The sequence below is a fragment of the Streptomyces sp. NPDC005281 genome (assembly GCF_040607495.1).
Lineage (GTDB): Bacteria > Actinomycetota > Actinomycetes > Streptomycetales > Streptomycetaceae > Streptomyces.
In genome coordinates this window covers 226,523-246,668 of sequence record NZ_JBEXGX010000003.1, presented here as the reverse complement: position 1 = coordinate 246,668, position 20,146 = coordinate 226,523, and the positions used below count along the sequence as shown (strand labels likewise).

Here is a 20,146-nt window from a genome sequence, read left to right as displayed (position 1 = left end):
CACCTTATGAGGATTCCGCGCCGCTGCGAATGGCCTGTGGACAACCTGACACCACCACGTGTCCGGCGGGGTGATCATCCGCGGGCGCCGGAGACACCGGGTCCCGGCCGTCGCGTCGCACGACCCGGCGGCCGCCCTCGTACGAAGTCGTACGAAAAGGGGGCGCGTCGGCGGCCATCCCATGCGCCGGTGGCTCACGCCGTGGCGCGCATCGCTCGTACAGGTGAGTTGAGACCTCTTCGAAACATGGCCCGCTTGGCAGGCTCGCACGCACCGACAGGTCACGTACTGGGATGCGATCGCTCAACTGCCTTCGCTTCAAAGGAAGTTAGTGTCTGTCGATCATGCAGAAACGTGCCTGTCAACGCGTGCATATGCGTCCGCACTACCCCACCGTATGAGCCCTACTATCGGCTCGCCATGACAGCAGCAGGGAAGCACCAGGTGAGCCGGGCGGAGACCTCCCGCCGAGGCGGTCGACCGGGCCGAGCGGGCATCAGAGACGTGGCCGCGGCAGCAGGGGTCTCCATCACAACCGTCTCCGACGCCCTCAACGGCAAGGGACGGCTTCCGGACGCCACCCGACGCCATGTCCGCGAAGTCGCCGACCGACTGGGCTATCGCCCCTCGGCCGCGGCCCGAACCCTCCGTACCGGCAAGTCCGGCCTGATCGGCCTGACCGTCACCACGTACGGGGATGAACCTTTCACCTTCACCGAGTTCGCGTACTTCGCCGAGATGGCCAGAGCCGCCACCTCGGCCGCCCTCGCCCGGGGATACGCCCTGGTCATCCTCCCCGCGACCTCCCGCCACGACGTGTGGTCGAACGTGGCCCTGGACGGAACCGTGGTCATCGACCCCTCCGACCAGGATCCGGTCGTCAGCGAGCTGGTCCGCCAGGGGCTGCCCGTCGTCTCCGACGGCCGGCCCGTGGGATCGCTCCCGGTCACCGCCTGGGTGGACAACGACCACGAGGCCGCGGTCCTCGGCATCCTGGACCATCTGGCGGACGCGGGTGCCCGCCGCATCGGCCTTCTCACCGGCACCACCACGGACACGTACACCCGCCTCTCCACCACCGCATACCTGCGCTGGTGCGAGCGCGTGGGCCAGGATCCGGTGTACGAGGCCTACCCGGCGCACGATCCGTGCGCGGGAGCCGTGGCCGCCGACCGGCTCCTCGCCCGGCCCGACCGCCCGGACGCCGTCTACGGCCTCTTCGACCCGAACGGCACCGACCTGCTGGCCGCCGCCCGCCGCTACGGACTGCGCGTACCCGACGACCTGCTGCTCGTCTGCTGCAGCGAGTCGACCGTCTACGCCAGCACCGAGCCGCCCGTCACGACCCTCTCCCTCAAACCGCGCAGAATCGGCACGGCTGTCGTCCAGCTGCTGATCGACGCGATCGAAGGGGTCGAATCGGACCAACCGGTCGAGCAGGTGATACCTACGGAGCTGATCGTGCGGACCTCGTCGCAGCGCCGGTCGCCCCGGACGACCGTCAGTCCGCCCCGATCACCCGAGCAGGGTTGACACCCGATACGACAAGGGCGGGGCGAGCCCCGCCCAATTCGGGCGAAAACCGCGGTGAACTGGGCTCCTGTTCCGATTCACCACCCCTGGGTCATCACATGGCGCGATCCGCATTCCTATGATGGGCGGACGACACCGCGGGCCGCTGCGACCAGGCAGTCCGAACCGGTGCAGATGCGGCGCGATGGTGGTGGAGGGGTCGATGACTCAGGGGGCCGGTCAGGGACCCGAGGTGGTACGGACGGCGACGTTGCGCGACTTCCGGGTACCCGGGTACGTCCACGAGACCGGTCCGTATGCGCAGAACACGCCTCACGGCGAGGGCGCCGGACCCCTCGGGGAGACTGCGCGGTACGCGTCGGGAGAGTCCTCCCCGCACGCGGCCGGGGAGGCTCCGCCGGAGTTCCCGGGAGAGTTCTCCGAGGGATACACGCCCACTCAGCGCGATCTGCCGGTCATCAACCGGGGCGACACCCAACAGGTCGTCGTCGACCCCGCCGGTGCCCCCGCCCCGGCGCCCGGCGCCGGCCCCGGCCCGCTGTACGTCGTAGGGGACGTCCACGGCTACCTCGACCAGCTCGTCGGGGCGCTCCGGGCCAAGGGCCTCGTCGACGCCTCGGGCAGCTGGTCGGCCGGCACTTCGCGGCTGTGGTTCCTCGGCGACTTCACCGACCGCGGCCCGGACGGCATCGGCGTGATCGACCTGGTGATGCGGCTGTCCGCCGAGGCGGCCGCGGCCGGCGGCTACTGCAAGGCGCTCATGGGCAACCACGAGCTGCTGCTGCTCGGCGCCAAGCGGTTCGGCGACACGCCCGTCAGCTCCGGCGCCGGCACCGCGACCTTCCAGGCCGCCTGGCTGCTCAACGGCGGCCAGAAGACGGACATGGACCGCCTCCAGGACCACCACCTCCAGTGGATGGCCCGCCTCGACGCCATGGAACTGGTCGACGGGCACCTCCTGGTGCACTCCGACACCACCGCCTACCTCGACTACGGCGACTCCATCGAAGCGGTCAACGACACCGTCCGCGAGACCCTCACCCGCAACGACGCGGAGGACTGCTGGGACCTCTTCCGCAAGTTCACCCGGCGCTTCGCCTTCCGCGACGACGGCGCCGACGCGGTCCGCGAACTGCTCGACGCGTACGGCGGCACGCGCATCGTCCACGGTCACAGCCCCATTCCGTACCTCCTGGGCGAGGTGGTCCCCGAGGACGGCGAGTCCGGAGCGGGCCCCGTCATCGAAGGACCGCACGTCTACGCCGACGGGCTGGCCATCGCGATGGACGGCGGAGTGACCATGGCCGGAAAGCTGCTGGTCCAACAACTTCCGCTGGACAGCTGAGCGTTCGCCGGGCAGGCCTCCGGCGGACGGACCACTCCGGACGGGGGCCAATTTCCGGAAACCCCCTGTCACGGCGTGCCGTCGCCGCTCTACCATCGGCTTATCCGTAGCAGGCTCCCCTCCGTTTCTGCCCAACGGCTCGTCAGCGTGCGAGCCACCAGCCCTACGGAGCATCGGGGGATGCAGATGAACAGCGTTCCGCAGCACCTGCTGATCGAGGACCGCCAGGAATACGAGCGGATCCTCGATGAGGCGCTGCGCTCCGCACCACACCGCCCGGAACTCGCCGCCGTCGGCAAGCGGCTCAACCTCGAACAACTGCGCACCATGGCGCTCAACGCCACGGCCCTCATCACGACGGCCGCGTCGGACGAGTACGCGCACTATGTGAAGGTCCGCAGCGAACTGCGCCGCCCGGTGCGGTCCGCCCCGGTCATGAGCGAGGAGACCGGCTCCGCGGAGCCCGGTTCGACCGCGATGGGTCTCGCCGCCACCGTGGGGGAGGTCACCGAGACCGCCGGTGCCGGAGCGGTCGCCGTCGTCGCGGTGCTCGCCCCGGTCCTCGCGGGGACGGCCGCGGTGATATTCCTGCTCGTGGGTTACGTCCTGAGGATGCTCGACCCCGAGCCGGCCATCGCCGGAACCCTTCTGACCACCGGATGGGTCTTCGGCGCGGTCACGGCGGCCGCCATTCTGGTCGCCGCGGCAGGACTGCTGCTGACCGCCCTGCGCAACAGCTCGTCCTCCCTCCGTGCCGGGGCGGGCGACGAGCTGACCGAGCAGGTCGTCCGGGCCAAGGAAGCCTGGCGTGACGCCCTGCTGGAGCGCGGCATCCTGCCGTTCCTGCGGGAAGCCCTCGCGGACCCGGGCTCGGTGGCACTGGACCGCCCCGCACCGGCTCCCAGCCGCATACCCCACCTCGGGTACGGCCGGCCGGGTTTCAGCAGCCCCGACGGCGGCCCCGCGGCGGGCCCGCGGCCGAGCTTCTCCAGCCCGGACTTCTCCAGCCCGGACTTCGGGGGGCCTGAACACCAGCCCGAGTGATCCGGCCGGCCGAGGGCCGGGTCCGAGGCGGAGCAGGGCCCGCGCGAGCGCGCGGGCCCGCACACCGCTGCGGGTGCGCCCTCTTCGGGCTGCCGTCATGAGCAATGACATCCGTACGACCGGACCAGGACGGGGCGGTCCTGCCGTCGTACAGCGGGCGTCGTCCGCTGTCTTCCGGCCGGCTCAGATGATGCCCAGTCGCCGCGCCTCCTTCGTCCACGAGGGGAACTCGGACAGCAGCCGGTCGTAGAGTTCCGGATCCGGTACGTCGCTGATGTCGTCGACCGCGAAGAAGCCCACGTTGTCGACGCGCCGGCCCGGCAGGGTGTCGAACCGCTCCAGCACGCCGTAGTTGGAGCGGCCCAGTCCGACGAACTGCCAGAAGACCGGCTCCTCCACCGCCTCCCGCAGCTCGTTCTCGATCTCCTTGTTGCGGTAGACACCGCCGTCGGAGAAGAAGAGCACCAGCGTGGGGTCGGCGGCCGGGTGCTCGCGGACGTACGTCCGGACCTCGGCGATCACCTTCTGCTCCTCGTTCTGGATGCCGACCGCCCGCATGTCCACCTGCCCCGGCAGCAGGCCCTTCCTCGGCTTCTTCCGCCGGAACAGGGTCAGCTCGCCGACCCGGACATGAAGCTCCAGCCACTCGGGCAGATCCCCCAGGGCGAGGTCCGGCAGCCGGGCCGGGCTCGACGCGAAGGTCCAGGCCTGCATCTCCCCGTCGTCGTCCAGCTGGGCCGCCACCGCCGCCATCCGCTCCACCACATCGGCCACGACACCCTTGGAGTACAGGAACGACATCGACCCCGACGCGTCCAGGACCAGGATGACGCGGGCTTTGACGCCCACGGCCCCGTGCTTGCGCAGACTGACCGCCACCTGCTCCTTGCGCAGGGACAGCCGCTTGCGCATGTCCACGGGCAACCGCTCCTCCCCCTTGACGAGACGAGGAGCCGAACCGATGGGCGGGGCCTGGGGTGCCTGCGCCGGGAGTGCCTGGGGCACTGGGGGGACCGGCGCGGTCGGGGGTGCCGCCGCGGGTGCCGGGGGGACGGGCGCGGTCACGGGGACCGGGGCAGGCGGGAACGTGGGCGTCGGTGGGACGGCTCCGGCGGCCGCGCTCGCCGGGGCCGTGCTCCCGGATGTGCCCGGCTCCTCGTCCACGCTGATCCCGAAGTCGGTCGCGAGGCCCGCGAGCCCGGAGGCGTACCCCTGGCCCACCGCGCGGAACTTCCACCGGCCTTCCCGCAGATACAGCTCGCCCCCGATGAACGCCGTCTCCGTCGTCGCGTCCATCTCGAAGACGGCCAGTTCCTCCCCGGTCCCGGCGTCGATCAGCCTCAGTCTCAGATCCGACAACTCGCCGAAGGTGCCCCCGTCGGTGGAGGCACCCAGGACCACCCGCTGGATCTCCGGCTCCAGGGCACGCAGATCCACCTCGACGGTGTCCGTCGTCCCGTCGCCCTCCCGTCGCTTGCCCGAGTGACGCACGGCGCCGGAGGCATGCCCGGGCTGGTTGTAGAAGACGAAGTCACCGTCGTCGCGCACCCGTCCGTCCGCGCGGAGGAGCAGGGCCGAGGCATCGGCGTCCGGCGCGCCGGGGCCTGCGGACCAGCCGAGTACGACCCGCACCCGCTGCGCGGCGACGGGAAGGTTGGCACCCTTGCTCATCGATGTCGGTGTCATGCGCCCAGTCTCCCTGGAGAAGCGGCCGGTGGATCGGACCGATCTGCCCGCGTGTGGGAAGAGGCGGTCGCGTCGGTCGCGGCCCGTACGAACTCACGCAGCCGCTCGGTGGTGTTGCCCTCCATCCACACCAGTCCCCGTTCGATCGGCTGGGCGTCGTGAAGGGGGACGTAGGCGACATCGGGCCGTGGGTAGTACTGCCGGGAGTGTTCTCCGACCGGGAGGACGCCCCGGCCCATGGCGACCAGCGTCAGCATTTCGGAGAACGACCCGCCGACCGGGCCCTTGGGAACGGGCCTGCCCGAGGGGGTGTGGTCCGGTGTGCGGTCCCGTTTGAATCCCGTCGAGGTCACCTGGGGGTACTGCACGACGGGGTGTTCCGCGAGCACCTCGAGCGACAGCCTCTCCTCGCCGGCCAGCGGATGACCGGCCGCGACCGCCAGGACCCGTCTCTCCCGCAGCAGCGCGGGCCCGCGGGCCATCCCGTCGAAGGGGAACGAGGCGAGCAGCAGATCGATCGAGCCGTCCGTGAGACTCGCCCGGGAGTTGGACAGCTGCACCTCCCGCACGTCGACCCGGCAGTCGGGATGCCGCTCGCCGAACAGACCGACGGCCCGGAGAAGTGCGGGCGCCGTCCACTCACCGAGGAAGGCGACCCGCAGCTCTCCCGTGACTCCCCGGCCGGCGTCGGCCGCTTTCCGCAGTGCCGCCTCCATCCCGGCGACCAAGGGGACCAGGTCGTCCGCCAGCTGCCGGCCGATCGGCGTGAGCCGGACGGAACGGCTGGTGCGTTCGAACAGCAGGCCGCCGACTCTGCGCTCCAGCGTCTTGATCACCTGGCTGACCCGCCCGGTCGTGATCCGCAACCGCACGGCGGTGCGGCCGAAGTGCAGTTCCTCGGCCAGCGTCAGAAAGGTCTCGGTCTCCAGTCGCTCCAGCATGAATCCCCCGGCGTTAAATCTGGCTCAACGGTCGTACAGCGATCCTGCCTTGATGGTGTCCGTCCCGCGGCGGATCGTAGAAGGCGTCGGCAGGGCCGTGGGAAAGAACGGGCACGGCCGTGCCGACGAGATCGGCCCCGCCCCGTTCAGCGCGTGGCTCCGCCACGCCGTCGACCTGGAGACGACATGACCACCGTGCGCGTGAAGGCCTTCGACCACCTGGTCCTCAACGTCCGGGACGTCGAAGGGTCCCTGGCCTTCTACAGCGGACTTCTCGGCCTGGAACCCGTACGCGTCGCCGAATGGCGGCGCGGCCGGGCCCCGTTCCCGTCGGTGAGGATCACCTCGGAGACCATCATCGACCTGGTCGCCCATGCCCCCGAGGGGTCCAACGTCGACCACATCTGTCTCACCGTGGAACCGCTGGACTGGGACCAGGTCATCGCGTCGGGAGCCTTCACCGTCCTCGAGGGACCCGTGGAACGCTTCGGCGCGCGGGGCACCGCCACCTCGGTCTACGTCCAGGACCCGGACGGCAACACCGTCGAACTGCGCTGGTACCCGCAGGACGTCACGCCGTGACCGGATCGAGGGCGGCGGTCCGGGTGTGCGCCCCGGACCGCACCCCCGTGGAGTGGCTCAGTCGGCCAGCGGCAGATACACGCGGTTGCCCGCCTCCGCGAACTCCCGGGACTTCTGGAGCATGCCTTCGGAGATCTCCTCGGCCGAGGCACCCTCGGCCACTGCACCGCCGAACCGCTCGTTGATGTTCTGGCTGATCTTCATCGAGCAGAACTTCGGTCCGCACATGGAGCAGAAGTGGGCCGTCTTGGCGGGTTCCGCCGGCAGCGTCTGGTCGTGGAACTCCCGCGCCGTGTCCGGGTCGAGAGCCAGGTTGAACTGGTCCTCCCACCGGAACTCGAAGCGGGCGTCGGAGAGCGCGTCATCCCAGTCCTGGGCACCTGGGTGCCCCTTGGCGAGGTCGGCTGCGTGGGCGGCGATCTTGTAGGTGATGACGCCGGTCTTGACGTCGTCACGATCGGGCAGGCCCAGGTGTTCCTTGGGCGTGACGTAGCAGAGCATGGCCGTGCCCCACCAGGCGATCATCGCGGCGCCGATGCCGGAAGTGATGTGGTCGTAGGCCGGCGCGACGTCCGTCGTCAGCGGGCCGAGGGTATAGAACGGAGCTTCATCACAGATCTCCTGCTGAAGGTCGATGTTCTCCTTGATCTTGTGCATCGGGACGTGGCCCGGGCCTTCGATCATCGTCTGAACCTGAAAACGCTTCGCGACCGTGTTGAGTTCCCCGAGCGTCCTCAACTCCGCGAATTGCGCGGCGTCGTTGGCGTCCGCGATGGAACCCGGCCGCAGCCCGTCGCCGAGCGAGTAGGTGACGTCGTACGCGGCGAGGATCTCGCAGAGCTCCTCGAAGTTCTCGTACAGGAACGACTCCTTGTGGTGCGCGAGGCACCAGGCAGCCATGATCGATCCTCCGCGCGAGACGATGCCGGTCTTTCGGTTCGCGGTGAGCGGCACGTACGCCAGGCGCACGCCCGCGTGGACCGTCATGTAGTCCACGCCCTGCTCGGCCTGCTCGACGACGGTGTCCTTGTAGATCTCCCAGGTCAGCTCCTCGGCACGGCCGTCGACCTTCTCCAATGCCTGGTAGAGCGGCACGGTGCCGATGGGTACGGGGGAGTTGCGCAGCACCCATTCACGTGTGGTGTGGATGTTGCGTCCGGTGGACAGGTCCATGACCGTGTCGGCGCCCCAGCGGGTCGCCCAGGTCATCTTCTCGACCTCCTCCTCGATGGAGGAAGTCACCGCGGAATTGCCGATGTTGGCGTTCACTTTCACCAGGAACCGCTTGCCGATGATCATCGGCTCGATCTCCGGATGGTTGACGTTCACGGGCAGTACCGCCCGGCCCGCGGCGATCTCCTCCCGTACGACCTCGGGGTCGACGTTCTCGCGGACCGCCACGAACTCCATCTCGGGTGTGATCTCACCGCGCCGCGCGTAGGCGAGCTGGGTGACCGCCTGTCCTGTGCGCCCCCGGCGGGGCTGGCGCGGCCGGCCAGGGAAGACCGCGTCGAGATTGCGCAGTCCTCCGCGTGGGGACGTGTGCTTGATCCCGTCGTCCTCGGGACGAACGGGGCGGCCCGCGTACTCCTGGGTGTCGCCGCGGGCGATGATCCAGCTCTCACGCAGCGGCGCCAGCCCCCTGCGTACATCGGTGTCGATGGTCGGATCGGTGTACGGGCCGGAGGTGTCATACAACGTCACGGACTGCCCGTTGGTGAGGTGCACCTGACGAACCGGCACCTGCAGATCGGGACGCGTGCCTCCCACGTACCCCTTGTGCCAGCCGATGGACTGCCTCTCCTGGCCGTTCGGGGACGGCGGGGAAACCCCGTCCGTCCGGTTGGAGGCAGGCGTGCGTACATCCTTGTCGGTCATGAGACCTACTCCCTACGCCGGCATTACCCGGTAACAGGTTCAGCGGTCGACGCAGCGGCTTCCGATCGCCGATGTTTCATGTGAAACATCGCGAAGACGGACGTCAGCGCCCTCTCAGCCCGGTGCTCCGAGCTCCCGCGTGTGCAAAGGTGCCTCCACGCTAGCGTCATGTTTGGCGCGGTGACCAGAGGGCCCTTGACGTTGTTGCGATGATCGGGCGGTGACAACGACCCGGCAGCACCCGTTCCAGCCGTCCGAGCCACCGCGCCGTCCCGGCTCCGACGGCGGCCGTGGGCACGGCCCCGGCGACGGACACGGGCATGAGCACGGGCAGGGGCCGGACAGTGATCATCACGGTTCGGACGATGACCACGGGCCGGGTCCCCGCCGTGGGCACGACGAGCCCCCGAGCGCCGGGCACGGGCACTCCCACAGTCACGGTCCGGCCGCGCCGGTCTCCAAGCATCTGCGCAAGGTCATCGCCGCGGTGCTGATCCCTTTCGCGGTCGCGGTCGCGGTGGGACTCGTGGTGCTGTGGCCCGGCGGCGCGCCGGCTCACGAGCGCACCGGTGTCGGCTTCGACCGGCAGACCCAGCAGGCGACGGTCACGAAGATCGACCAGGTGGACTGCAAGTCCGTGAACGCCTCCTCGGGGACCCCGGGGGGCGCCACCTCCGCCACCGGGGATTCCTCCGCCCAGCGCAGGTCGGCCGGGGAATGCAAGAAGGCGACGGTCCGGATCGACACCGGAAAGGACAAGGGCCGCACGTTCACCGAGATCGTTCAGCCGGATCAGTCACGGCAGTTGCACCAGAGCGAGAAGGTCGTCGTCGCGTACGAGCCCTCCGCCCCCAAGGACCTCCAGTACTCGGTCACGGACGCGAACCGGAAGCTGCCTCTGACGCTGCTCGCTCTGATCTTCGCGGTGGTCGTCGTGGTGATCGGACGGATGCGCGGGGTCATGGCGCTGGTCGCCCTGGCCATCAGCTTCATGATCCTGAACTTCTTCATCCTGCCCGCGATACTGCAGGGCTCGAACCCGCTGCTCGTGGCCGTCGTCGGGTCCAGCGCGATCATGCTGATCGCGCTCTACATGTGTCACGGTCTGTCGGCCAGGACGTCCGTGGCGGTGGTCGGCACCCTGCTCTCCCTGGTGCTGATCGGCCTCCTCGGCTCGGTCTTCATCGACTGGGCCGTGCTGACCGGCAACACCGACGACAGCACCGGTCTGATCCACGGTCTGTACCCGTCCATCGACATGAGCGGCCTGCTGCTGGCCGGTGTCATCATCGGTTCGCTCGGCGTCCTCGACGACGTGACGGTGACGCAGACGTCCGCGGTCTGGGAACTGCACGAGGCGAACCCCACGATGGGCCGGCGCGGCCTGTACCGCGCGGGCATCCGTATCGGCCGCGACCACATCGCGTCGGTCGTCAACACGCTCGTCCTGGCCTACGCGGGCGCCGCGCTCCCGCTGCTGCTGCTCTTCTCGATCGCGCAGAGCAGCGTGGGCACCGTCGCCAACAGCGAGCTGGTCGCCGAGGAGATCGTGCGCACGCTGGTCGGATCGATCGGTCTGGTCGCCGCCGTGCCGGTGACGACCGCGCTGGCAGCCCTGGTGGTCGCCGCGGACCGGGAAGGCGGCGCGTCCGTCCCCGCCCAGCCCGCGGCCGCCCTGACACCGGCACGGAGCGGGAAGGGGCGCCGCCGCAAGCACTGACCGGCTCCCGAAAGCGCTGAAACCATCCTGCGCCCACGCGCCTTGCGAGGAAGCGTTACTCCGCGCCAAGGCGACCTGGACCTCAGCCCGCGCTCTGCTCCTCGGTGAGGATGCGGTCGAGCACCGCGTCGAGGGACGTGTCGAAGCCCTCGAGGGAGCGCTCCTGCCCGAGCGGCACGAGCCTGTCCGTCCGGTCGAGAAACGCGACCAGCGGCGCCGTCCCGGACCGGAACAGCGCGTGATCGCCACCGACCTGAAGCCGGATCAGCACCTCCCCGAGCGCCTCCGGGTCGGCCGGCGCGATGTGCACGTCGCCGTCACCACAGGGCCTGCCGACGCCGTCGATCAGCAACTCCCGCCCGAACACCCAGGTCACGGGCGCATCGCCGGGCAAGTGGAAGGTCAACCGCACGGCGTACGGATCACAGCTCTCGTATCGCAGCTCGACAGGAATGCGGAAGCACAGCTCCTCGGACACGAGGAAGCTCATCATGACCTCTGCCTGCACCGACTCGCGCATCGCCTACCCCGTCGTTTGCCGTCGACTGGCCAGGATTCGACCCACCTGACACTGCTGAAATATTGCTCAACGTGCATGCCGTATTACAAGGAGTGAGTTTTCAGATACTGATAGAGATGGCGAGTGTTCCTAGCATCCGCCCGACCTCGCTCTGCAGCTTCCGTGCCGTGGGCATCAGGCGGTCCCCCTGATGGGACGGAAGAGAGAAGGCCACGACCGCCGCAGAACTGCCCGCGGTGACCGGGATCGCGGCGCAGATCGTGCCCAGCGCGTACTCCTGCCGCTCGATCACCGGTTCCATCCGGCCCGTCCGTTCCAGGCGCCGCAGCAGCCGGTCCTCGTCACGCACCGTGTACGCGGTGAGCGCCCGCACCGGGTACCGATCGAGGTGGTCACGGCGGGACTTGTCGTCCAGCTGCGCCAGCAGACACTGGCCGACCGCGTGGGCGTGCCCGGTCTCGCGGAAGTCGGCCCACTCCTGGACCGCCGGATTCACCGGAGTGTCGGCGACGCACATGACCTCGATCTCGCCCTCGCGGTAGACCGCGTAGTACACAGGTGCGCCGATCATGTCCCGCCACTGCGCGAGGGTGTCCCTCATCGTGGTGCGACGTTTCTGCCGGGCTCCGCTGCCGCCCAGGCGCTCGGCGGCCTCGCCGAGGAAGAACAGCCCGCTGTCACGGCGCAGATAGCCCTCGTGGACCAGGGTGCGCAGCAGGTGGTAGGCGGTCGGCAGCGCCAGTCCCGCCTCCCGCGCGAGCTGCTTGGCGGGGGCACCCTGCTCACGCGAGGCGACGGCCTCCAGCAGACGCATCGCGCGCTGGACCGAGCCGATCAGCGTGGTGGTGTGGCCGTCCGGAGGAGCGGCTTCGGGTCCCGCGGAAGGGGTGCGGGCGTGCCGTGCGGTCCCCGCGGAGGGCGAACTCCGAGTCACCGACGGACTGGTGCGTGCGGTGAGCCCTTCCGCCGGGGCGGTGCGCCGGGCGGGTTCCTCCACCCTCGCGTTCAGGGGCGGCGCCGGCTCCCTGGGCGGAGCCGACGGAGTGGGGGAGGGTGACGGCTCCCCCGGCGAGGTACACGGCTGGAGCGGTGGAACGCGTGCCGCCGCGGGTGTGCCAGGTCGCCGGAAGGGCGGAGCGACGGATGGTGCGGGTGCGGTGTCGGCCATGGCCAAGGGGCACTCCGAAGAGCGAGGAGGACCGCCCGTGCGGGGAGTCACGGGAGGGGGCTGTGCGCTGCCCGCGGGGTCGGCCCCGCGTCGGATTCCGGACTCTAACGGCCCGTCAGTGCCCAGATGCGGCCTCACCGGAAAACTTCCCCCGGGCGAGGGAACCTTGGGTTCCCTTTCCCCCTTCGCCGTTACCTGCCGCTCACCCTCTCGCGCCTCACCAGTCGCTGCGCGAGGAGGAACCCGAGATGAACTTCCGCACGATGAAGATCAGCCCGCCGACCAGCGCGACGAAGACGAGCAGCTTGAAGAGCAGGCCGATGACGAACCCGACGACGCTCGCTATCAGGCCGCCGAACACCACCAGGGCAATGACCGGCACCGCGACCCACTTAACCCACCACGGCATACCGCTGAAGATCTCCTGCATCGCCCTGTCCTTACCTCTCCTCGCCCGTGGCCCCGACGCCGGGACACTGATTCCGGGTTCTCTGGTGTCTCGCATCCGATGCTAGGCCGGAGAGGGGGCCCGCGGTGGCCTCGCACCCCTTGTCCTCCCCTGACCGTCCCCCTAGGGAACCCTGAGTCGCGCGGTCAGCTCTCGGGCGGAGAGAACACCACCATGACCCGCAGATCCTCAGTGATGTGGTGGAACTTGTGAGCCACCCCGGCCGGTACGTAGACGACGCTGCCCCGGGCCACCTGAGTGGTCTCCAGACCGACCGTGATCGACGCCCTCCCGCTGACCACGAAGTACACCTCGTCCTGGGCATGCGGCTTCTGCGGGTCGGGGGAGCCCGCGTCGAGCGCGTACAGCCCGACCGACATGTTCCGCTCACGCAGAAACTGCAGGTACGCACCGTCGTTGGCGGCGCGCTCCGCCTCCAGTTCATCCAGCCGGAATGCCTTCATCGCCCTCGTCCGCTCTCGTCCACCACAGGCTGTGTCCACAGCCTCTTCTGGCCAGTCGATCTCTCTGCCACGATCAGACACATGAAGAATTTCGTAGTCAAGACGCTCGCCAACGCGGGGGCCCTGGCCGTCGCCGTCTGGCTGCTCGACAAGATCACCCTGACGGGCGACAGCACGGGCAAGAAGATAGGCACGCTCATCATCGTCGCACTGGTCTTCGGACTGGTGAACTTCCTGGTCAAGCCGATCGTGAAGGTGCTGACCTTCCCGCTCTTCATCCTCACCCTCGGCCTGATCACCCTCGTGGTGAACGCCTTGATGCTGCTGCTCACCTCGTGGCTGGCCGACAAACTCGACCTGAGCTTCCACGTGGACGGCTTCTGGACCGCCGTCCTGGGCGGCCTGATCATCTCGGTCGTCTCCTGGGCGCTCAACGTCGTGCTGCCCGACAGCGACTGAAACGGCTGAGAGTTCCCATGACCTACCGCGTCTGCTTCGTCTGCACCGGCAACATCTGCCGCTCGCCGATGGCCGAGTCCGTCTTCCGCGCCCACGTGGCTGAGGCCGGGCTCGACGAGCTCGTCGAGGTCGACAGCGCGGGCACGGACGGCTGGCACGAGGGCGACGGAGCCGACGAGCGCACCGTCGCCGTGCTGGAGGCAGGCGGCTACGAGAGTGACCACGCGGCCCGGCGGTTCCAGGCCTCGTGGTTCTCCCGTCTCGATCTCGTCATCGCCCTCGACACAGGGCACCTCAAGGCCCTGCGCCGCCTCGCGAACAGTGCCGAGGACGCCGAGAAGGTCCGGCTGCTGCGCTCGTACGATCCCGCCGCGGGCGGCGACCTGGACGTTCCCGATCCGTATTACGGACATATCGAAGGCTTCAAAGAATGTCTTGAGATGGTGGAGGCGGCGAGCCCCGGACTGCTCGCCGCGGTACACGGGCAAGTGAAGGGACGAGGGGCATGACGTCAGGGGATTTCGTCACGGCGAACGACGAGGGCACCGGCCCTGCGGGCGGGAGCCGTGACACGCGGGCGACGATGCCGGGCGACGGTACACGGGCGGTACGTGCCGGGCTGCCCGAGCCCGTCAAGTACGAACCGACCCTTCCCGGCCCGGTCTTCGCCGCGCATTTCCATCTGCCCGGTGAGCCCACGGGCCCCTACACCTACGGCCGCGACGAGAACCCGACCTGGACGCTCCTGGAACGCGCCATCGGCGAGCTGGAGGCGCCAGGACTGGAGTCCGTCGAAACGCTCTCCTTCCCCTCCGGCATGGCCGCCATCTCCGCCGTGCTCTTCTCGCAGCTGAAGGCGGGCGACATCGTCGTCCTGCCAGACGACGGCTACCAGGTGCTGCCTCTGGTGCGCGAGCAGCTGACCGCGTTCGGCGTCGAGGTGCGCACGGCCCCCACCGCCGGCGACGCCCAGCTGGAGGTGCTGGACGGGGCGAAGCTGCTGTGGATCGAGACGCCGTCCAACCCCGGTCTCGACGTCTGCGACCTGCGGCGCCTCGTCGCGGCCGCCCATGCGCAGGGCACGCTCGTCGCCGTGGACAACACCCTGGCCACCCCGCTCGGACAGCGCCCGCTGGAGCTGGGAGCCGACTTCTCCGTGGCCAGCGGCACCAAGATGCTCACCGGGCACGGCGACCTCCTCATCGGCTACGTCACCGGGCGGGACGCCGGACTGATGGCGCCCGTACGACGCTGGCGCAAGGTCGTCGGGGCCATCCCCGGCCCCATGGAGGCATGGCTCGCCCATCGCTCGCTCGCCACGCTCCAGTTGAGGGCTGACCGCCAGAGCTGCACCGCGAAGACGATCGCCGAGGTTCTGCGGGACCGGCCCGAGGTGACGGGGCTGCGCTACCCGGGACTGCCCGACGACCCCTCGCACAAGATCGCCTCGCAGCAGATGCGCCGCTTCGGCTGTGTGATCTCCTTCACGCTGCCCTCGCGCGAACGGGCGGAGCGCTTCCTCGACGAGCTGCGCCTGGTGGACGACGCCACCAGCTTCGGCGGGGTGCGGTCCACGGCCGAGCGGCGCGGCCGGTGGGGCGGGGACGCCGTCCCGGATGGCTTCATCCGCTTCTCCGCCGGCGCCGAGGATCCCGAGGACCTGGTGGCGGACATTCTGCGGGCCCTCGACGCAACCGCGGAGTAGGGCGGCCGGCGCCGCGTGATCAGCGCGTCCACCACGCACGACGGACGGTCCGAGCCTCCCCCCTCGTGGCTCGGACCGTCCCGGTTCTGCGCGCGAAGAACCGCGCGAACAAGGCTAGTTGACTCTGCGTCAGTGTCCAATCACCGTAGCGACAGCGACCTATCGACTTATTTATAGTTGAGGTTCGCGCGGGGGTGCTGAAAGGGGAGAGGCACCATGGACTTGGCCTTGCTGCGCACGTTCGTGACTGTGCACCGGGCCGGATCCTTCACTCGTGCCGCCGCACTGCTCGGCCTGTCCCAGCCGGCCGTCACTTCGCAGATCCGCACGCTGGAGCGCCAGTTGGGGCGGCCCCTGTTCCTGCGCCAGGCGCGTGGGGTCACCCCCACGACCATCGGCGACGAACTCGCCCACAAGGCGGCGCCGCATCTCGACGCCCTCGTGGAGATCACCGAGACCGGGCTCGACGAGGACTCCTCCCTTCGCACGCTGCATCTCGCGGGACCCCCCGAGTTCACCGCGGAACGCGCGTTGCCCGCTCTGATGGGTCTGACCGGGGACGACGGCCAGGGCTTCACACTGCGCGCCTCCTTCGGCAACGCGGAGGAGACGATGGAGGGGCTCGCCGCCGGACATCATGATCTGGCCATGGCGACGGCCCAGCCACGGGGTGCGCTGCTCACCGCGACTCCGCTCTGCGACGAGGAGCACGTCCTGGTCGCGGCTCCGCGCTGGGCCGCCGAGATCGGTCCGGGCAAACTCCGCCGCAGGGGCGCCCACGCTCTCGAGAACGTTCCCATCGTCGAAGTCCACGAGTCGCTGCCGCTCGTCGCCCGCTACTGGGCCTCGGTCTTCGACTGCCGCCCCGCCGCCTCCGGCACGGTGATCGTCCCGGATCTCCGGGCGGTTCTCGCCTGCGCCTCCGCGGGCGCGGGCCTCACCGTCCTGCCCAGATACCTCTGCTCCGACGCGATCGAGCGCGGAGACGTCGTGGCACTCCTCGACCCCGCGGTGCCCCCGCTGCGTACCTACTTCCTGGTCGTACGGACGGGAACGCTGGCGATGCCGCACATCGCCCGGGCGCACGAATGGCTGCTGCGGGCGGCCTCCGACTGGAGCTGAGCCCGGCACGGACCGGTAACCGGAACATTCTTGGGGGCTTTCACGCGGAATCGTGGCCGCAGGATGTTTCACGTGGAACCAGCCGGGCCACATTTCTCCCATGACCGTCCGACCCGTGGTCAAGCGCACCGCACGTGCCGTCCTGCTCGACGGCGACGACCTGATCTTGATCAAGCGCACCAAGCCCGGCGTCGATCCCTACTGGCTCACACCGGGTGGCGGGGTCGAACCGGAGGACACAACTGTCGTCGAAGCGCTCCACCGTGAGGTGCACGAGGAATTGGGCGCCAAGATCGTCGATGTGGTGCCCTGCTTCGTCGACACCGTCGAGCACATCGGTGACGACGGCGGCGCGACCGGCGTGAAGGTCCAGCACTTCTTCGTCTGCCGCCTGGAGTCCATGGACCCGTCCCTGCGGCACGGTCCCGAAATTGAAGAGCCCTGCGGTGAATACGAGATCGTCCGCGTCCCGTTCACCCGGGTCGGCATCGCGTCCGTGCACCTCGTACCGCTGTCGCTGAGGCACTATCTCGACGGCAACATCGAGGGCGTACGAGCCATGCACGCGCCCGATCTGGGCTGACCCGGGAAGATCCCCGCCCGGGTCAGTGGACCGCGATCAGCCGATGCGGAGCATGGCCAAAAGCCGGTGGGAATGCCGGGAAAGCGGTGGACGGCAGGGAGTCCTCTCGGACAGCCTGACCTGCGTGCCGACTTCTACCTCCGCCGCTCTGCCCATTCGCCGTCTGACGCCCCGCGACCTCGTCGCCTGCGCCGACTTGTCCGAGGACCGGGGCTGGCCCCGTGAGGAGCACAAGTGGGGCCTGCTGCTGGCCGGGGGGACCGGTTACGGGATCGACGACCCCGCAGGCGGTCTTGTCACCGCGTGCGTGGTGACGGAATACGGACCCCGCGAGCGTCCGGCACTGGCCGCGATCGGCATGGTCCTCGTCGCCGAGCGGCACGCGCGCCAGGGTGTCGGCCGCCGGCTGATGCGGCACGTCCTCGAGGAGATGGGCACCACCCCCCTGACGCTGCACGCCACCCCTTACGGGCGCCCGCTCTACGAGGAGTTGGGATTCAAGCTCACCGGCCAGGCGGAGATGGTCAGTGGAGTGTTCACTCCCGACATCTCCGAGCCAGGGGTCTTCACGCGCCCGGCCACGGCGGAGGATCTGGCTCCCGTCCTGCGGCTGGACGAAGAGGTCTTCGGCGCCGACCGCACCCACATGATCACGCGGCTGCCCGCCTTCGCGGACCAGTTGCGGGTGGCCGAGGAGAACGGCCGGATCGTCGGCTACACGGCCGCCTGGCCCAACATGGCCACCCAGGTCGTGGGTCCCCTGATCGCCCGGGACACCAAGACGGCCAAGGCTCTCGTCTCCTCTCTCGCCGCACACACGGACCGTCCACTGCGCACCGACGTCGACGTCCGGCACGAAGACCTGCTGAGCTGGCTGAAGGAACGCGGGCTGGCCACCGTCGGCCTCAACGCGGTCATGACCCACAGGATCCCGGAACTGCCCGGTGACTGGACCCGCCGCTTCGCGCCGCTGACCGTGGCCGCCGGCTAGGAAGCCGGAACGGCCCCGGATACACGGAGTGCCGGTCCCCCGGGCGCATGGGGGACCGGCACAACCGGACCGTCGTACGTCTGACGATCGCCCGGCGGCGAGCGTCAGACGAGTGATTCGGCGGCGACGAGTGATTCGACAGCGGAGACGGCGAAGCCGTGGTCCTGGTCGGGCATACCGCCGCCGACCCCGATCGCGCCGATCAGACGGCCGTCGCGATGGACCGGAACGCCGCCCGCGATGAACAGCAGGGGACGGTCGAGCGCGGTGGGCAGGGTGTGGAAGAGACCGCCGGGCTGCACCGCGTCGACGAGATCGGCGGTGGCCGAGTCGAGCTGGAGTGCAGTGTAGGCCTTGCGTGTGCTGGTCTCTCCCGAGATCAGCACAGCCCGGTCATCCCGCCGGAAGGCGAGCAGGTGGCCGCCCGCGTCGAGGACGGTGGCGCTGATCCGGACACCGGCGGCTTCGGCGGCACGCCGGGCCGCCGTGACGAGGACCTCGGCGTCCTCGATGGTCAGGGGGGCGACGGCGGTGATGGTGCTCATCAGGGACTTCTCCTTGTGGGGGTGTTCTGTGTCGGGTCGGGAACGTGCTGGATCGAGACGCCGCGGGGACGGCCCCGGCCCCGCGGCGAACCCGGTCCCGGTCAGTGGCGGACGGCGGTCCGGGCTTCGGCGGCGGCGCCTGCGGCGACCACGAGGCCGGCCCGGGAGGTGCGGCGCTCCAGAGCTGCCGAGAGGACGGCCAGGACGAGCGCTCCGGCCGCGAGAGCCGCGCCCACCCAGTTGGGGGCGGTGTAGCCGAGGCCCGCGGCGATCACGACGCCTCCGAGCCAGGCGGAGAGGGCGTTGCCGAGGTTGAAGGCGCCGATGTTCACGGCCGAGGCCAGCGTGGGGGCGCCGTGCGCCTGGTCGAGAACGCGCTTCTGCAGGGGAGGCACGGTCGCGAAGCCCAGAGCGCCGATCAGGGCGATCGTGACGGCCGCCAGGATCTTGTTGTGCGCGGTGAGGGTGAAGAGGGCGAGCACGACGGCGAGGCCGCCCAGGGACACGTACAGCATCGGCATCAGCGCGCGGTCGGCGAACCTGCCGCCGATCAGGTTCCCGCCGACCATGCCGAGACCGAAGAGCACCAGCAGCCAGGTGACGGACCCGTCGGCGAAGCCGGCGACGTGCGTCATCATCGGCGCGATGTAGGTGACGGCCGCGAAGACACCGCCGAATCCGAGCACGGTCATCGCCATCGCGAGCAGGACCTGGACGTTCTTGAAAGCGGCCAACTCGTGGCGCAGACGCACTCCCTCGGGCTTCGGCATCTCCGGGACCAGTCTGGCGATTCCCAGCAGTCCGACGACACCGAGCGCGGCGACTCCCGTGAACGTGACGCGCCAGCCGGCGGACTGCCCGATCAGTGTGCCCAGGGGGACGCCGACGACATTGGCGACGGTGAGTCCGCTGAACATCATCGCGATGGCGCCGGCCTTCTTCTCGGGTGCGACCAGTTCGGCGGCGGCCACCGACCCGATGCCGAAGAAGGCACCGTGTGCGAGGGAGGCGACCACCCGGCCCGCGAACATCAGCCAGAAGGTCGGAGCCACGGCGGAGATCAGATTGCCGAGGACGAACAGCCCCATTAGCACCATCAGCATCCGCTTGCGGGACACCTTGGTGCCGAGCGCGGTCATGATCGGCGCACCGATCACGACCCCCAGGGCGTAGCCGGTCACCAGCAGTCCGGCCGTGGGAATGGAGACACCGAAGTCTCCGGCGACCTCGGGCAGGACGCCCATGATCACGAACTCGGTCGTTCCGATTCCGAAGGCCCCGATCGCGAGGGCCAGAAGCGCGAGAGGCATGTGGATACGCCTTCCAGAAGATTGCACGAGCACTTTGCCTGCGCTCACAATAGTTGCAGACGCGGGCTATGCGCAACAGCGGACTATTGCGCCCGTGCCCTA

At 69.5% G+C, this 20,146-nt stretch carries 20 protein-coding genes and 1 riboswitch; of the genes, 11 read left to right on the top strand and 9 right to left on the bottom strand.

Annotated elements, in window-relative coordinates; translation table 11 throughout:
* Positions 1-420 precede the first annotated feature (420 nt).
* The 3 genes from ABZV42_RS06275 to ABZV42_RS06265 all read left to right on the top strand — a co-directional run bounded on the left by ABZV42_RS06275 (position 421) and on the right by ABZV42_RS06265 (position 3,922).
* Positions 421-1,533 (top strand): LacI family DNA-binding transcriptional regulator, encoded by a 1,113-nt coding sequence (locus ABZV42_RS06275; RefSeq protein WP_355983548.1) that lies wholly within the window; start codon positions 421-423, stop codon positions 1,531-1,533.
* A gap of 202 nt (positions 1,534-1,735) precedes the next feature.
* A complete protein-coding gene (locus tag ABZV42_RS06270; protein ID WP_355983549.1) occupies positions 1,736-2,878 on the top strand; it encodes a metallophosphoesterase in 1,143 nt (380 codons plus the stop codon).
* A gap of 180 nt (positions 2,879-3,058) precedes the next feature.
* Positions 3,059-3,922, top strand: coding sequence for a hypothetical protein (locus tag ABZV42_RS06265; RefSeq protein WP_355983550.1), 864 nt, complete (start codon positions 3,059-3,061; stop codon positions 3,920-3,922).
* Between the two features lie 183 nt (positions 3,923-4,105).
* On the opposite strand, the gene ABZV42_RS06260 is transcribed toward ABZV42_RS06265, so the two are convergent.
* Positions 4,106-5,608, bottom strand: coding sequence for a VWA domain-containing protein (locus ABZV42_RS06260; RefSeq protein ID WP_355983551.1), 1,503 nt, complete (start codon positions 5,606-5,608; stop codon positions 4,106-4,108).
* A complete protein-coding gene (locus ABZV42_RS06255) occupies positions 5,605-6,549 on the bottom strand; it encodes a LysR substrate-binding domain-containing protein (RefSeq protein ID WP_355983552.1) in 945 nt (314 codons plus the stop codon). The genes ABZV42_RS06260 and ABZV42_RS06255 overlap by 4 nt, the downstream gene beginning before the upstream one ends.
* A 186-nt stretch (positions 6,550-6,735) precedes the next feature.
* Between ABZV42_RS06255 and ABZV42_RS06250 the strand changes: the two genes are divergently transcribed.
* Positions 6,736-7,131 carry a VOC family protein gene (locus ABZV42_RS06250; protein WP_355983553.1) on the top strand — a complete coding sequence of 132 codons (396 nt, stop codon included), beginning with the start codon at positions 6,736-6,738 and terminating at the stop codon, positions 7,129-7,131.
* Between the two features lie 57 nt (positions 7,132-7,188).
* On the opposite strand, the gene thiC is transcribed toward ABZV42_RS06250, so the two are convergent.
* The gene (thiC, locus tag ABZV42_RS06245; RefSeq protein WP_356050996.1) at positions 7,189-9,009 is read right to left on the bottom strand and encodes a phosphomethylpyrimidine synthase ThiC; all 1,821 of its coding nucleotides are present in this window, start codon (positions 9,007-9,009) and stop codon (positions 7,189-7,191) included.
* Positions 9,002-9,158, bottom strand: a riboswitch (TPP riboswitch). Its footprint overlaps the gene before it by 8 nt.
* A gap of 71 nt (positions 9,159-9,229) precedes the next feature.
* Here thiC and ABZV42_RS06240 point away from each other — a divergent pair.
* Positions 9,230-10,729 (top strand): YibE/F family protein, encoded by a 1,500-nt coding sequence (locus ABZV42_RS06240; RefSeq protein ID WP_355983555.1) that lies wholly within the window; start codon positions 9,230-9,232, stop codon positions 10,727-10,729.
* A gap of 82 nt (positions 10,730-10,811) precedes the next feature.
* Here ABZV42_RS06240 and ABZV42_RS06235 read toward each other — a convergent pair whose 3' ends face one another.
* From ABZV42_RS06235 to ABZV42_RS06220, 4 genes are all read right to left on the bottom strand, one after another.
* On the bottom strand, positions 10,812-11,249 hold the full coding sequence (locus tag ABZV42_RS06235) for an SsgA family sporulation/cell division regulator (RefSeq protein ID WP_355983556.1): 438 nt from the start codon (positions 11,247-11,249) through the stop codon (positions 10,812-10,814).
* Between the two features lie 100 nt (positions 11,250-11,349).
* A complete protein-coding gene (locus tag ABZV42_RS06230; protein WP_355983599.1) occupies positions 11,350-12,087 on the bottom strand; it encodes a helix-turn-helix domain-containing protein in 738 nt (245 codons plus the stop codon).
* A 547-nt stretch (positions 12,088-12,634) separates the two neighbouring features.
* On the bottom strand, positions 12,635-12,847 hold the full coding sequence (locus ABZV42_RS06225; protein WP_355983557.1) for a DUF5326 family protein: 213 nt from the start codon (positions 12,845-12,847) through the stop codon (positions 12,635-12,637).
* Positions 12,848-13,011: 164 nt separating this feature from the next.
* Positions 13,012-13,329: a cupin domain-containing protein gene (locus ABZV42_RS06220; RefSeq protein WP_355983558.1), complete on the bottom strand. Its 318-nt coding sequence runs from the start codon at positions 13,327-13,329 to the stop codon at positions 13,012-13,014.
* Positions 13,330-13,410: 81 nt separating this feature from the next.
* Between ABZV42_RS06220 and ABZV42_RS06215 the strand changes: the two genes are divergently transcribed.
* The 6 genes from ABZV42_RS06215 to ABZV42_RS06190 all read left to right on the top strand — a co-directional run bounded on the left by ABZV42_RS06215 (position 13,411) and on the right by ABZV42_RS06190 (position 18,189).
* Positions 13,411-13,788 carry a phage holin family protein gene (locus tag ABZV42_RS06215; RefSeq protein WP_355983559.1) on the top strand — a complete coding sequence of 126 codons (378 nt, stop codon included), beginning with the start codon at positions 13,411-13,413 and terminating at the stop codon, positions 13,786-13,788.
* Positions 13,789-13,805: 17 nt separating this feature from the next.
* Complete coding sequence (locus ABZV42_RS06210; RefSeq protein WP_355983560.1) at positions 13,806-14,297, top strand: low molecular weight protein-tyrosine-phosphatase; 492 nt, start codon at positions 13,806-13,808, stop codon at positions 14,295-14,297.
* Between the two features lie 74 nt (positions 14,298-14,371).
* Entirely contained in the window at positions 14,372-15,493 is a 1,122-nt protein-coding gene (locus ABZV42_RS06205) for a cystathionine gamma-lyase (RefSeq protein WP_356051056.1), read from the top strand.
* A gap of 216 nt (positions 15,494-15,709) precedes the next feature.
* On the top strand, positions 15,710-16,615 hold the full coding sequence (locus ABZV42_RS06200) for a LysR family transcriptional regulator (RefSeq protein WP_355983561.1): 906 nt from the start codon (positions 15,710-15,712) through the stop codon (positions 16,613-16,615).
* 100 nt (positions 16,616-16,715) lie between these two features.
* Positions 16,716-17,198, top strand: coding sequence for an NUDIX hydrolase (locus ABZV42_RS06195; RefSeq protein ID WP_355983562.1), 483 nt, complete (start codon positions 16,716-16,718; stop codon positions 17,196-17,198).
* Between the two features lie 124 nt (positions 17,199-17,322).
* Entirely contained in the window at positions 17,323-18,189 is an 867-nt protein-coding gene (locus ABZV42_RS06190) for a GNAT family N-acetyltransferase (RefSeq protein ID WP_356050995.1), read from the top strand.
* A gap of 104 nt (positions 18,190-18,293) precedes the next feature.
* Here the strand turns inward: ABZV42_RS06190 and ABZV42_RS06185 are convergent, their stop codons facing one another.
* Both ABZV42_RS06185 and ABZV42_RS06180 read right to left on the bottom strand, forming a co-directional pair.
* A complete protein-coding gene (locus ABZV42_RS06185; RefSeq protein ID WP_356050994.1) occupies positions 18,294-18,734 on the bottom strand; it encodes a heme-binding protein in 441 nt (146 codons plus the stop codon).
* Positions 18,735-18,835: 101 nt separating this feature from the next.
* Entirely contained in the window at positions 18,836-20,044 is a 1,209-nt protein-coding gene (locus ABZV42_RS06180) for an MFS transporter (RefSeq protein WP_355983565.1), read from the bottom strand.
* Between the last annotated feature and the right edge of the window lie 102 nt (positions 20,045-20,146).

Coding starts and splice junctions, on each gene's coding strand:
- ABZV42_RS06275 (WP_355983548.1), top strand. CDS start 421: ATGACAGCAGCAGGGAAGCACCAGGTGAGCCGGGCGGAGACCTCCCGC.
- ABZV42_RS06270 (WP_355983549.1), top strand. CDS start 1,736: ATGACTCAGGGGGCCGGTCAGGGACCCGAGGTGGTACGGACGGCGACG.
- ABZV42_RS06265 (WP_355983550.1), top strand. CDS start 3,059: ATGCAGATGAACAGCGTTCCGCAGCACCTGCTGATCGAGGACCGCCAG.
- ABZV42_RS06260 (WP_355983551.1), bottom strand. CDS start 5,608: ATGACACCGACATCGATGAGCAAGGGTGCCAACCTTCCCGTCGCCGCG.
- ABZV42_RS06255 (WP_355983552.1), bottom strand. CDS start 6,549: ATGCTGGAGCGACTGGAGACCGAGACCTTTCTGACGCTGGCCGAGGAA.
- ABZV42_RS06250 (WP_355983553.1), top strand. CDS start 6,736: ATGACCACCGTGCGCGTGAAGGCCTTCGACCACCTGGTCCTCAACGTC.
- thiC (WP_356050996.1), bottom strand. CDS start 9,009: ATGACCGACAAGGATGTACGCACGCCTGCCTCCAACCGGACGGACGGG.
- ABZV42_RS06235 (WP_355983556.1), bottom strand. CDS start 11,249: ATGCGCGAGTCGGTGCAGGCAGAGGTCATGATGAGCTTCCTCGTGTCC.
- ABZV42_RS06225 (WP_355983557.1), bottom strand. CDS start 12,847: ATGCAGGAGATCTTCAGCGGTATGCCGTGGTGGGTTAAGTGGGTCGCG.
- ABZV42_RS06220 (WP_355983558.1), bottom strand. CDS start 13,329: ATGAAGGCATTCCGGCTGGATGAACTGGAGGCGGAGCGCGCCGCCAAC.
- ABZV42_RS06215 (WP_355983559.1), top strand. CDS start 13,411: ATGAAGAATTTCGTAGTCAAGACGCTCGCCAACGCGGGGGCCCTGGCC.
- ABZV42_RS06210 (WP_355983560.1), top strand. CDS start 13,806: ATGACCTACCGCGTCTGCTTCGTCTGCACCGGCAACATCTGCCGCTCG.
- ABZV42_RS06205 (WP_356051056.1), top strand. CDS start 14,372: ATGCCGGGCGACGGTACACGGGCGGTACGTGCCGGGCTGCCCGAGCCC.
- ABZV42_RS06200 (WP_355983561.1), top strand. CDS start 15,710: ATGGACTTGGCCTTGCTGCGCACGTTCGTGACTGTGCACCGGGCCGGA.
- ABZV42_RS06195 (WP_355983562.1), top strand. CDS start 16,716: ATGACCGTCCGACCCGTGGTCAAGCGCACCGCACGTGCCGTCCTGCTC.
- ABZV42_RS06185 (WP_356050994.1), bottom strand. CDS start 18,734: ATGAGCACCATCACCGCCGTCGCCCCCCTGACCATCGAGGACGCCGAG.
- ABZV42_RS06180 (WP_355983565.1), bottom strand. CDS start 20,044: ATGCCTCTCGCGCTTCTGGCCCTCGCGATCGGGGCCTTCGGAATCGGA.